This window comes from Alcaligenes phenolicus, assembly GCF_032063905.1.
Classification (GTDB): Bacteria; Pseudomonadota; Gammaproteobacteria; order Burkholderiales; family Burkholderiaceae_B; genus Alcaligenes; species Alcaligenes phenolicus.
Window position 1 is genome coordinate 82,059 of record NZ_DAMBOE010000005.1, and the last position, 12,672, is coordinate 94,730.

At 57.0% G+C, this 12,672-nt stretch carries 12 protein-coding genes; 11 read left to right on the top strand and 1 reads right to left on the bottom strand.

The features are described from left to right. Positions 1–194: 194 nt before the first annotated feature. The gene (locus U2949_RS11805) at positions 195–983 is read left to right on the top strand and encodes a cyclase family protein (RefSeq protein ID WP_009463818.1); all 789 of its coding nucleotides are present in this window, start codon (positions 195–197) and stop codon (positions 981–983) included. A gap of 94 nt (positions 984–1,077) precedes the next feature. On the opposite strand, the gene U2949_RS11810 is transcribed toward U2949_RS11805, so the two are convergent. Beyond that, positions 1,078–1,299 carry a hypothetical protein gene (locus tag U2949_RS11810; RefSeq protein WP_153228672.1) on the bottom strand — a complete coding sequence of 74 codons (222 nt, stop codon included), beginning with the start codon at positions 1,297–1,299 and terminating at the stop codon, positions 1,078–1,080. Positions 1,300–1,776: 477 nt separating this feature from the next. Between U2949_RS11810 and U2949_RS11815 the strand changes: the two genes are divergently transcribed. The 10 genes from U2949_RS11815 to U2949_RS11860 all read left to right on the top strand — a co-directional run bounded on the left by U2949_RS11815 (position 1,777) and on the right by U2949_RS11860 (position 12,339). Continuing rightward, positions 1,777–2,745, top strand: coding sequence for a PDR/VanB family oxidoreductase (locus tag U2949_RS11815; protein ID WP_257723413.1), 969 nt, complete (start codon positions 1,777–1,779; stop codon positions 2,743–2,745). A 23-nt stretch (positions 2,746–2,768) separates the two neighbouring features. Beyond that, positions 2,769–4,103 (top strand): aromatic ring-hydroxylating dioxygenase subunit alpha, encoded by a 1,335-nt coding sequence (locus U2949_RS11820; protein ID WP_026483930.1) that lies wholly within the window; start codon positions 2,769–2,771, stop codon positions 4,101–4,103. 2 nt (positions 4,104–4,105) lie between these two features. Beyond that, positions 4,106–4,588, top strand: coding sequence for an aromatic-ring-hydroxylating dioxygenase subunit beta (locus U2949_RS11825; RefSeq protein WP_321287919.1), 483 nt, complete (start codon positions 4,106–4,108; stop codon positions 4,586–4,588). 19 nt (positions 4,589–4,607) lie between these two features. Then, positions 4,608–6,239, top strand: coding sequence for an AMP-binding protein (locus tag U2949_RS11830; protein WP_021447146.1), 1,632 nt, complete (start codon positions 4,608–4,610; stop codon positions 6,237–6,239). A 4-nt stretch (positions 6,240–6,243) separates the two neighbouring features. Further along, positions 6,244–7,425 (top strand): thiolase family protein, encoded by a 1,182-nt coding sequence (locus tag U2949_RS11835; protein ID WP_321287922.1) that lies wholly within the window; start codon positions 6,244–6,246, stop codon positions 7,423–7,425. Further along, the gene (locus tag U2949_RS11840) at positions 7,425–7,826 is read left to right on the top strand and encodes a Zn-ribbon domain-containing OB-fold protein (protein ID WP_321287924.1); all 402 of its coding nucleotides are present in this window, start codon (positions 7,425–7,427) and stop codon (positions 7,824–7,826) included. Before U2949_RS11835 ends, U2949_RS11840 begins: the two co-directional genes overlap by 1 nt. Positions 7,827–7,847: 21 nt before the next feature. Then, complete coding sequence (locus tag U2949_RS11845) at positions 7,848–8,579, top strand: SDR family NAD(P)-dependent oxidoreductase (protein WP_009463811.1); 732 nt, start codon at positions 7,848–7,850, stop codon at positions 8,577–8,579. 772 nt (positions 8,580–9,351) lie between these two features. Beyond that, a complete protein-coding gene (locus tag U2949_RS11850) occupies positions 9,352–9,855 on the top strand; it encodes a TRAP transporter small permease (protein WP_321287926.1) in 504 nt (167 codons plus the stop codon). Positions 9,856–9,870: 15 nt separating this feature from the next. Continuing rightward, positions 9,871–11,160 carry a TRAP transporter large permease gene (locus U2949_RS11855; protein ID WP_026483924.1) on the top strand — a complete coding sequence of 430 codons (1,290 nt, stop codon included), beginning with the start codon at positions 9,871–9,873 and terminating at the stop codon, positions 11,158–11,160. Between the two features lie 141 nt (positions 11,161–11,301). After that, complete coding sequence (locus U2949_RS11860; RefSeq protein ID WP_009464173.1) at positions 11,302–12,339, top strand: TRAP transporter substrate-binding protein; 1,038 nt, start codon at positions 11,302–11,304, stop codon at positions 12,337–12,339. The last annotated feature ends 333 nt before the right edge of the window (positions 12,340–12,672 follow it).

The window sequence follows — 12,672 nt, forward strand, 5'->3', positions numbered from 1 at the left end:
GGGTCTCTTTGCTCAAGTGACCTGCTCAAAAAAACCGCCGTGGCCTTGCCGCAGCGGTCCAAGATGCAAGCTGCCTTTGTAAAGAAGGCGGTGCCGGGCCTGAAGGAGCGGGCTGTGTTAACGGCTGGTCCCTATCCTGCGCCATGCAGGGCAGGCAACGATAATGACGACATAAGACCCAAGTAGGAGATGAAATGAGCGACAAGAACCCATTGGCAGCCTTTATCCAGGCGATCGACAGCAAGCAGGTCCGTTTCGTGGACCTGACCCAGACTCTGTCTCCCAGCTTCCCCGCCTTGCAACTGCCCCCCCAATTTGGCCAGACTGCCGGTTTCTCGATTGAGCGCATCAGCCAATACGACGAGAACGGCCCAGGCTGGTACTGGAACAACTTCACCTGTGGCGAACACACCGGTACCCACTTTGACGCGCCTGCGCACTGGATTTCCGGCAAGGACCATCCAGACAACACGGTCGACACTATTCCAGTCGACAACTTCCTGCGCCCTGCCGTGGTGGTTGATGCTTCCGCTGAAGTGGCCCAGAACGAAGACTTCATTTTGACCTCCGAGTTCCTGTTGAACTGGGAAGCCAAGCATGGCCGTATCCCTGAAGGCGCCTGGGTCCTGTTTCGCACCGATTGGTCCAAACGCGTGAACGACGCCGAGGCCTTCCTGAACATGCGTGAAGACGGTGCTCATACGCCTGGCCCAGCTCAGGAAGCGGTAGAGTGGATGATTCACGAGCGCAAGGTTCACGGTTTTGGCGTTGAAACCATCAACACCGACGCTGGCCAATCCTACTCCTGGCCCATTGGCTACCCTTGCCACACCCTGATGCACGGTGCCAACCGTTACGGTCTGCAGTGCCTGTGCAACCTAGATCAGCTGCCCCCTCAAGGTGCACTGATCATGTCGGCCCCGTTGAAGATTGAAGGCGGTTCCGGCAGCCCATTGCGCGTGGTCGCACTAGTTGCTCAGTAAGCACGAGAGCCGAGTCGGCAAAGCAAAAAAAAGGGTCAGGCAAAGCCTGACCCGATATGGATAGAGTGTCGTTCAAAGCAGGTCTGTCATCCATTCAGCGTTTGGGTGCGTGGGTGGGGGAAGTTTTCTTGTGAGTGGCCGGTGCCTGGTGAGTCGTGGCTGCGCTGGCTTTAGGGGTCGTTGCGTGTGCGGCGGGTGCCGTTTGAGCCGTAGCGGCATGAGGGGCGGGAGCCGGTTTTTGTGCCATGGCAGCAGTGCCGCCTAAAACACCCGTAGCGCCCATAATGACTGCGCAGATCAATGTTGAACGTTTCATCGTAAAACTCCTTGCGGTAAGAAAACTTGGGTTTGTCTGTGTTAGACGGCCTGATTATGCGCAAGGTGCTGTGAACAGAATCTGAAAACGGCATTCATATTTTGTTCATCTTGAACGTTCTATCGATAAACTGCGGGGTGAGTACAGACGGTGCTGACAGCTTGCCAGATAGTCGTTATCGTGTCTGAGCGATGCTGTTTTCTCACCTAGTGGTTTTCCATTATATTCGGCAGTATATATTTATCCGTAAACTATTCATCAATAAAATAAATTCACAAAAGAATGAATAGAGATCCAGCCATACAGCCAGTCTTGGTGTCAGGCAGCCGGTTTTAGCGGAGACAGTAGACGAGCCTTACGCAGCCTTTTTCAGGTTACGCGATACCGTCCCATTGCCCCCTGCGGCGCTACATCATGCCACGGCTTGGCCTTTTTGGCTGGGTAATTGATGTAGTCATGCTCAATGGTAGGCACATGATGGATACTTTTGAACTCGTTATCCGGGACATCCAGAACGCATCCCCGCTGATTCGCAGTTTTACGCTGGAGCCTGCCCAAGCTGGTTCCCTGCCCGCGTTTGCGCCGGGTTCGCACCTGCAGGTACAGATTCCTGATCTGAACGATCACCGCTGCTATTCCCTGATTTCGCTGGACGCCGACACGGCACAGGGCCCGACCTGTTACCGTCTGGGCGTGCGCCTGGAAGACAACAGCTCGGGTGGTTCGCGCTTCATGCACAGCCTGAAAGTAGGCGATACGCTGCGCGTGGCTGGCCCCAAGAATGATTTCCCCTTGCATGCTGCCGCTGAAGGCGAAACCGAAACCGTGCTGATTGCCGGTGGTATCGGTATCACCCCCATTGCCAGCATGGCCGCTGCTTTGCATCACCAGGGCCGCCCTTATCAGCTGCACTATGCCGGTCGCAGTGTGGAACAGTTGGCCTTTCTGGACGAGCTGAGCGCCCTGTCCGGCCCGGCCCTGCGTCACTATGCGGACGACAGCGAAGGCCGTTTCTGCCTGAATACCCTGCTCGACGGTCTGTCCAAAGACCAGCACATTTACGTCTGCGGCCCCAAAGGCATGATTGATGCCGTGATCGAAGCCTGCAAGCAACGCGGCTGGCCTACTGACCATGTGCACTTCGAGCTGTTCGTGACGGCTGCTCCCCAGGAAGGCGACCAGCCTTTTGAAGTGGAACTGCGCCAGACCGGCGTGACCCTGCAAATTCCCGCGGACAAGACCATTGTGGACGTGATGGAAGAGCAGGGCCTGGACCCCATGATCGACTGCAAGCGCGGCGAGTGCGGCGTCTGTACCTGTGATGTGATCGAAGGCGAGGTTGACCACCGCGACTACTTCCTGAGCGACTCGGAAAAAGCCAGCAACAAGGTCATCCAGATCTGTATTTCCCGCGCCAAGACCCCGCGTCTGGTGCTGGATCTATAAGCCCAAGGGCGACGGAGAACATGATGGAAAAGTATCGTGATAATCCCCAGGCTATCCGCGAATTGGTACGCGAGGCCGAGGTCCACAAGGATTTGTACATCAACCAGGAGCTGTTTGAACTGGAGATGGAGCAGTTGTTCGTCAATACCTGGGTCTACGTTGGCCATGCCAGCCAGGTGCCCAATAAAGGCGACTTCTACACCACGACGGTCGGTACTGAATCGGTCATCATGGTGCGCCATACCGATGACAGCATCCGTGTGCTCTACAACCGCTGCCCGCACAAAGGTGTGCAAGTGGCGGGCGAGACCTGTGGCAACACGGGCAAGTTCTTCCGTTGCCCCTACCACGCCTGGACGTTCAAGACGGACGGCTCCCTGTTGTCCATCCCTTTGAAAAAAGGCTACGAGAACACCGGCTTTGAATGCACCGAAGGCAGCAAGGGCATGGCCGCAGTACAGAACGTCAAGGTGTACCGCGATTTCGTGTTCTGTCGACTGGCCGATGAAGGCATTGGCTTTGAGGAATTCTTTGGCGAGTCCCTGAGCACCATCGACAATATGGTGGATCGCTCCCCCGAAGGCCGTCTGGAAGTGGCCGGTGGCGTGATGCGTTACATGCACCAGTGCAACTGGAAAATGCTGGTCGATAACCAGACCGATACCTGTCACCCCATGGTGGCGCACGAGTCCTCGGCGGGTACCGCTGTGAAAGCCTGGGAAGCGGCCCCTCCGGGTACGCCCAAGCCCATGGCCGTTGAATTGTTTGCCCCCTTCATGTCACCTTACGAGTTCTACGAAGGCATGGGCATTCGCGTGTGGGAAAACGGTCACGGCCATACCGGCGTGAGCAATTCCATTCACGCTGATTACTCCGAAATTCCGGGTTACTGGGACCAGATGGTCGAAGCCTATGGTGAAGAGCGCGCCAAAGCCATTTTGGGCGATACGCGTCACAACACCTGTTACTTCCCCAACATCATGGTCAAGGGCCCGATCCAGACCTTGCGTTTGTTCAAGCCGCTGGCCGCTGACAAAACCCTGGTGGAATCCTGGACCTTCCGCCTGGTGGGTGCACCTGACACCTTCCTGGAGCGTACCCTGATGTACAACCGCCTGATCAACGCACCGACCTCCATGGTCGGCCACGATGACCTGGAAATGTACGAGCGCGCCCAGCACGGTTTGCAGTCGCGTGGTCGCGACTGGATGAACCTGGCCCGCCTGGTAGAAAAAGACGAAGACCAGCAAAAGAACGTGGTGATCAACGGCACCAGCGAAATGCAGATGCGCGCCCAGTTCCGTGCCTGGCTGAAGTTCATGCTGCCCGAGCAGCAGGCTAAACAAGAAGAGGAATAACCATGAGCGAAATCAGCCGTCAGGCCCTTGTCGATTTTGTGTATGCGGAAGCCCGCCTGCTGGATGAGCAGCGCTACGAGCAATGGCTCGACCTGTTTACCGAGGATGGCTACTACTGGATGCCTCTGGTGCACGATCAGCAGGACGCCCGTTTGCACGCGTCCCTGATGCACGAGGACAAGCTCTTGCTGCGTATCCGTGTGGAACGTCTGGCAGGCCGCCGTACCTTTTCCCAGCAGCCCAAGAGCCGCAGCCATCACCTGCTCCAGCAACCCACTGTGGAAAGCATGGACGAGGAAAAAGGCGAATACACCGTGCGTTGCGCCTTCCACTACACGGAAACGCGCGGCGACAACCAAGACATCTATGTGGGTTGGAATACCTACACCCTGGTGCGCCAGGACGACGCCTTGAAGATCCGTCTGAAACGGGTGGATCTGCTCAATTGCGACGCGCCTTTCGGCAATATCCAGTTGTTTATGTGACAGGACAGGAGAATTTTTGATGGCCAACACCACGGTCTACCAGGCTTTTCGAGACACCGCCCAGAAATGGGGCGACAAGCCATTTGTATGTACCCTGCCTGAGACCGCCGAGATCTACGGTATTGAAGCGGGCGAGCTGACTTACGGTCAGGCTCTGGAGCGTATCGACGCCTTGCGCGCCGGTTACGCCGCTGCTGGCTACGGCCACGGCCACCGCGTCGGCATCCTGCTGGAGAACCGCCCCGTGTTCTTCCTGCACTGGTTCGCACTGAACAGCCTGGGCGTGTCGATTGTGCCAATCAATCCTGATCTGCGCGCTGCCGAGCTGGAATACCTGATCGGCCATTCGGAAATGATCATGGCCATTGCCCTGCCCAGCCGTCACCAGGATCTGGTGGAAGCGGCTCAGCGTGCAGGCCAGCCCTTTGCCATCATGGCCGACGGCGATGTGCCACCCATGGTAAGCCGCGCCGCCGCCCGCTCCTGTGACATTCCTGACGAACACAGTGAATGTGCTCTGTTGTACACCTCCGGCACTACCGGCCGCCCCAAGGGCTGCATGTTGTCCAACCAGTACTTCCATTACGCCGGTGAGTGGTACCGCGACATTGGTGGTCTGGCTTCGCTGGAGCATGGCAAAGAGCGCATGCTGACTCCGTTGCCCTTGTTCCACATGAATGCCATGGCCTGCTCGACCATGGCCATGGTCAAGACCGGCGGTTGCCTGATCTCCCTGGACCGTTTCCACCCACGTAGCTGGTGGGATTCGGTGCGCGAATCCGGCGCGACCGTGGTGCATTACCTGGGTGTGATGCCTGCCATTCTGATGAAGGCCGAGGCCAGCGAAAAAGACCGTCAACACAATGTGCGCTTTGGTTTTGGCGCTGGTGTGGACCGTGGTCTGCATCCTATTTTTGAAGAGCGCTTTGGTTTCCCTCTGCTGGAAGCCTGGGCCATGACAGAAACCGGCGCGGGTGCCAGCATCATCGCCAATCACGAGCCACGCTTTATCGGCACTTCCTGCTTTGGCAAGGAAATGCCTGTGGTGGAAGTGCTGTTGCGCAAGGACGATGGCGAGCCCGCTCAAGCCGGTGAAAACGGCGAATTGCTGGTGCGCTCGGCGGGTGATAACCCACGCTATGGCTTTTTCTCCGGCTACTGGAAAGACCCGGCAGCAACCGACGAAGCCTGGGAAGGCGGCTGGTTCCACACGGGCGACATTGTTTGCCGCGACGAACAAGGCTATCTGCACTTTGTGGACCGCAAAAAGAACGTGATCCGTCGCAGTGGCGAGAACATCGCTGCCGTGGAAGTGGAAAACATCATGCAGCAGCACCCGCTGGTGCGCTCCATTGCGGTTGCCGCTGTGCCCGACGCCATCCGTGGCGACGAAGTGATGGCGCTGGTGGTGCCGCACAACCCAATCGAAACCCAGGAACAGCGCGAACAGGCTGCCCAGGAGATGGTGCAGTGGGGTCTGACCCAGCTGGCCTACTTCAAAGTGCCCGGCTACGTCCTGTTTGTGGATGCTCTGCCGCTGACTTCGACCAACAAGATTCAGCGCGGTGAGCTGAAGACGGTTGCTCTGGCTGCGTTGGAAAACCCGGCCTGCGTGAACACGAATCACCTGAAAAAACGTCAGGAGGCCTGAGCCCATGGCCTTGCCGCAAGCAGCCCGCCAGGGCTATGACGATGTGGTGCTGGTCGCCCCGGTGACCATTCCCTACGAGCGCCATTCCGAGCAGACCGCGCATTGGTGGCTGGGTGCGGCATTGGGCCAGTTGCTGGCCCAGTCCGGCCTGAAAAAAGCCGATGTCGATGGCGTGTGCGTGTCCAGCTTCACGCTGGGTTCGGACACTGCCGTAGGTGTGATGCAGCATTTTCAAATGAGCCCGCGCTGGCTGGACCACATTCCTATGGGTGGGGCCAGCGGTGTGGTGGCCATGCGTCGTGCGGCTCGTGCCGTGCAGTGTGGCGATGCGTCCATCGTGGCGTGTATTGCGGGTGATACCAACCACCGTGAATCCTTCAAGAACACGGTGTCGGGTTTTTCCCGTTTCTCGCAGGATGCCGTCTACCCATACGGTGCTGGTGGCCCCAACGCCAGCTTTGCGCTGTTGACGGACTACTACATGCGTCACTACGGTGCCACGCGTGAAGACTTCGGCAAGCTGTGCGTCGCCCAGCGCGATAATGCGCTGCGCAATCCCCATGCCCTGATGAAAAAACCGCTGACGCTGGAACAGTACATGGAGGCGCGCGTCATTGCCGACCCCATCCACTTGTTTGACTGCGTGATGCCGTGTGCCGGAGCCGAAGGCTATCTGGTCATGCGTCGTGAACAGGCCCAAGCACTGGGCCTGCCTTATGTCCGTATCCGTTCTACCATCGAGCGTCACAACGCTTTCCCTGAAGACCCTGTGCAGCATCGCGGTGGCTGGGCCATGGACAAGGATGCTTTCTACGAACATGCGGGCCTCACCCCGGCAGACGTGGATTTCATGGAAACTTACGATGACTACCCCGTCATCAACATCCTGCAGTTTGAAGACCTGGGCTTTTGCGCCAAGGGCGAAGGCCCGGACTTCATCCGCAAGAACACCTTTACCGTGGATGGCAGCTTTCCCTTCAATACCAGTGGCGGACAGCTATCGGTAGGCCAGGCGGGCGCTGCCGGTGGTTACCTGGGTCTGGTTCAGGCGCTACGTCAATTGACGGATACTGCAGGCGACACGCAAGTGGCCAATGCCCGCATCGGCCTGGTGTCCGGCTTTGGCATGATCAATTACGACCGTGGCATTTGTACTGCTGCGGCCTTGCTGGAACGGGGGCAGTGATGAGCGATACCCAAATCTTGCCACCGGGCGCACGCAGCGCCACGGCAGTCGGACTGACCGAAGCCGCCCAGCGTGGCGAATTCGCCCTGCAAGTGTGCCCGTCCTGCGGCACGGTGCAGTATCCCGCCCGCGATGTGTGCGGCCATTGCCTGCACACGACGCTGAACTGGCAGGCCGTTGCCGACACGGGTGTTCTGCAGGCCACGACCACCTTGCATCACAGCAATGAACCCTACTTTCAGGCACGACTGCCCTGGCGTATCGGCACGGTTGCCCTGGATTGCGGCCCTTTTGCCATCGCTCACTTGCCTGAAGGCGGGCAGGCGGACGAGAAAGTGCGCCTGAGTCTGGAGCTGGATGCCGGCGGCGTAGCCGTGCTGGTGGCGCGCCCTGCGCCCTGAATTTGCCTGGAGACAATCAAGATGACACAAGCTCAATACACCGCCATTGTGACGGGCGGCAGCACCGGTATTGGTGAAGACATTTGCCGCAAGATGCTGGATCAGGGTTACACCGTGATCAGCATGGCGCGCAATGTCCTGCCCTGGACGCACGAGCGTCTGCACTGCGTGCAGGTGGATTTGCTGGATGCAGCAGCAACCGAAAAGGCCGCCAAGGATATTGCCGAACGTTTTGAAGTGACCCACTTCATCCACAACGCAGGCGTGATCTGGCCGGCCTTGCTGGACGAGGTCAAGCTGGAAGACTTGCAGGGTCTGACCCAGATTCACCTGGGTGCTGCCTTGCAGATTACCCAGGCGGTGGTGCCTGGCATGCGCGAGCGCCACTTTGGCCGCATCGTGCTGATGTCCTCGCGTGGTGCGCTGGGCCTGCAAACCCGTACTGCCTATGCCGCTACCAAGGCTGGCATGTTGGGTATGGCCCGTACCTGGGCGCTGGAACTGGCTGACCAGGGCATTACCGTCAACGTGATTGCTCCCGGCCCCATTACCACCAATATGTTCTACGACGTGGTTGAGGCGGGCAGCGAGCGTGAAGCCAAGCTGGCTGCTGCGATCCCTGTGAAGCGTCTGGGCCGTGCGGATGACATCAGCCGCGCAACCATGTTCTTCTCGGACCCTGAAAACAGCTTTATCACCGGCCAGACGCTGTATGTTTGCGGCGGTGCCAGCGTGGGTACGCTGACGATCTGATCGACGGGCAATGGGACTGCCCGTGATCGCGCTTTGAGTGCGTTCAGGAGCGAGTCCATTTGCTTGACGGCATATAAAACCCCCTTGGTTTTCCAAGGGGGTTTTTGCTTTTGGATGGCACAGCCCCCTTGATGGACTATCTGTTCCAGCATGTCTGGCGGCGAGTGTCGTTTAAACAAACGGCTGAAGGGACCGTCTTGATTGGTGGCGGCTGGTCAGCGGTGCCTGGATTTTTTGCTGCCTAAGTTTTTTTCTTTGTCGTAGAGGCCGATTTCTGGTTTTTATCCCCGGTTTTTGGTGTCAAAAGTCGCTGTTTCAGACCTGCTCGCATCGCATGGAAGTATGTCCAACACGTGAGGGGCCTGTTCATTCTCGACTCTTTTTTTGTCACATGAAACACCTGGGCCTCAGGGTTTGGCTACCGGTCTGGATGCTGCCTGCTTGCTAGTGGGCTGATTCTTTTATTGCCCTTCCTAAAGCCAATGTTCGCCTGCTCGACATTGCGCAAAGCACAGTACTCGCGCCTGTTCCAGCCGTTTTTACCAGCTCTTGCACAGGACAAGCGAGGCAGTTTGCGACCGTATTTCTTGCTATGTGAGATAGAAACCACGAATCCATGATTTTGGATGGAATTAAGGGTTTCTTTCTATTTACCTGGATTTGTTCATCTATAAACTATTTAGAACAGAAATATAACAATGCGCGTCGATTTTTCGGGGTGCATGATGACCCAAAAAACGGGCCTTCGCTGGCCAAAAAGAGTGGAGCTGTAATGAACGACGATCTGCCAGGAATGGAGCTGGTGCGTTCACGTGGAGTAGTACGAGTTGTAGAGACAATTCTGGATGCTGCCTGTGTGGTCATCTTGATCCTGATGACAGGGATCACTACCGTGGACGTGATAGGCCGGTATGTATTTCACGCCCCGTTGCTGGGCGCTTATGAAGCCAGCGAACTCTTGCTGGGTGTGCTGATTTTTGCGGCCTTGCCGCGTGTCACCTGGCATCAGCAACACTTGACCGTCAGTTTGATTGACGCCTGGCTAGGTTCAGTGGCGCGTCGTATCCAGCAATTCGTGATCAATGTGGTCTCTACCGTCATGCTGGCCGTGCTGACTGTCTATCTGTGGAGCCACGCCAACGAGTTGGCCGATTACGGCGATATGAGCAATGCCTTGCAAGTGCCTATTGCGCCCTTTGCCTACATCATCGCCACCATGACCGGCATTGCCACCGTGGCTTCCCTGTTCAAGATTTTTAGCTCTCCAAGCCGATAAAGACGGAGTTTTTTCATGTTGATTTCTATTATCGGACTGGCTGTCCTTCTGGGTAGCTTATTTCTGGGTTTGCCCATTGCCTGGGGCATGTTGCTGGTTGGTACGCTGGGTTTTGCCTTCTTTACGGGCATGGAAGCGGCCTTGACCATGGCGGCACAGACCAGCTACGACACAGCCATGAGCTACAGCTTTACCGTGCTGCCGCTGTTCATCTTGATGGGTAATCTGGTCAATGCCTCGGGCTTGTCCAAGGACCTGTACAAAGCTGCCCACGCCTTTATTGGTCACCTGCGTGGTGGTCTGGCGATGGCCACGATTGTTGCCTGTGGTGCCTTCAGTGCACTGTGTGGCTCCAGTATGGCCACCACAGCGGCCATGGGTCGTGTGGCCATGCCCAATATGCGCAAGTACAACTATGACGATCGTCTGGCTACCGGCAGTATTGCGGCAGGCGGCACCCTGGGCATTCTGATTCCGCCCAGCGTGATGATGGTGGTCTACGGGATCTTGACCGAAACCGACATTGGCAAGCTGTTTGCCGCTGGCTTCCTGCCCGGCATGATTGCCATGCTGATGTACCTGATCACGGTGATGATCATTACCGCGATCAACCCGAATCTGGGCCGTCCTGGCGAGAAGGCCAGCTGGCGCGAGCGCTTTGAGGCTACCAAAGGCGTGATGGCCATTACCGTGCTGTTTATCGTCATCATGGGCGGTATTTACGGTGGTGTGTTCACCCCGACAGAAGCGGCCGGGATTGGTGCGGCAGCGACTTTCCTGCTGACCTTGAAGCGTCGTGGCTGGCAGCCTCGCATGTACCTGACGGTGCTGATTGAAGCCGCTCAAACCACGGCCATCATGTTTGCGCTGGTGATTGGTGCACTGGTCTTTACCAACTTCCTGACCGTGGCTGGTTTGCCCAATCAGTTGCTGGGCTTCATCCAGGGTATTGATGTGTCGCCCATTGTGGTGATTCTGATCATCTGCGCCATTTACCTGGTTCTGGGTTGCTTCCTGGAAACCATGTCCATGGTCATGCTGACAGTGCCTATCTTCTACCCGATTGTGGCCTCCCTGGGCTTTGATCTGGTGTGGTTCGGCATCATCGTGGTGGTGGCTGCTGAAATCAGTCTGATTACCCCACCGCTGGGTCTGAACATTTTCATGATCAAGAACGTGATGCCCGATGTGCCTTTGGGCACCATTATTCGGGGTGTGACTCCCTTTGTAATGATGGACATCCTGCGTTTGCTCTTGCTGGTGTTTGTCCCCTGGATTGTTCTGGTCGTCCCGAACAGTATGTAAACCCGGCCCGGATGCAGTTGTGATCCGGGCAGCAGTAAAGCCGCTGGGTGTGCAGGTCCAGGACCTGTTTACTGTCACATCAAGTGGTCTAGACGCCGGGCTGTAGTGGCCCGGCAGCAAAATAATTTACGAGGAGTCGAGATGCGTGTTTTCAAAAAATTGGCCTTGAGCCTGGGCCTGGCTGCAGCAGCCCTGGCACCGACCATGCCTTCGGTTGCAGCTGAAGTTACCACCCTGCGTTTTTCCCAGTGGATGCCTCCAGGCCACTTCATCGTGACCAATATGTTTGAACCCTGGGCCCAGGAAGTGGAAAAAGCTACCGAAGGTCGCGTGAAGGTGGAATTCATCAACGCGCTGGGCAAGCCACAGGCTCACCTGGATCTGGTGCGTAACGGTATTGCTGATATGGGCATGTCGGTACACAGCTACACGGCTAACCGCTTCCCGCTGATCGAATTTGCCGAACTGCCTTTCACGACCGATGACGGTGGCGTGAACTCGGTGGCTTACTGGCGCACTTACGAAAAGTTCATGATGGGTGCTAACGAGCACAAAGGCGTGAAACTGCTGGGTATGTGGACCAGCCCTGCCACTGTGATCTTTACCAGCCAGGACAATGTGCAAAGCATTGACGATCTGAAAGGCAAGAAGCTGCGCTCGCCTAGCCCCTTGTTTGATGCCATCGGTAAAGCGTTGGGTATCGTGACGGTGAACGCGCCTGCTTCGGACAGCTACGAAATGCTGTCGCGTGGTGTGATCGACGGTATGTACTTCCAGTATGACCAATTGGACAACTGGAAACTGGACAAGCTGGTCAAGACTGCCGTGTCGGTGCCCGGTGGTTTTGGCAAATCCAGCCAGTACATGTTCATGAACGAGCGCAAGTGGAACAGTCTGTCTGAAGCCGACCGTGCTGCTATCGAGAAAATCAGCGGCGAATGGATTGCCAATGACTTCGGTTCCAAATGGCAGGCTGCCGAACAGCAAGCCATTGAGAAGCACACCGCAGCTGGCCTGAAAACACTGCGCATCCAGGGTGAAGCAGCAGACCAGATGAAAGAGCGTCTGGCCTTTGTTGAAGAAGACTGGATCAAAGCTGCCGACAAGAAGGGCATCGACGGTAAAGCCGCTCTGGCCTACTTCCGCGAGCAGATCAAAGAGCTGAGCGCTGCCAAGTAATCCGCAGCAAGAGACACACTACAGTTTTGGCCCCGCTTTCCTTTGGGAGAGCGGGGTTTTTTTGTTTTTTTGGGGGCTTACGTCGTTAGCGCAGCGGATAGGAAGCCGGGTTGCTGCTGTAGTCCTTGTCGACGCTTCTCCCTGTAAAACGCCGCTTCAGGCCCTGGGGGGTCTGGCAGGGCTGACCACTTGCCGGTGCTGCGCACCGGTGCCCTAGTCAAGAGAGAGCTACGGGCGCATCCTGAACTCGCCGGGTACTTGGTCCCCCGGACCAAGTACAAGCGCCCGGCTCAAACAGCAGGATGCTTGCATCTCTACGCTCTCTCTTGCCTG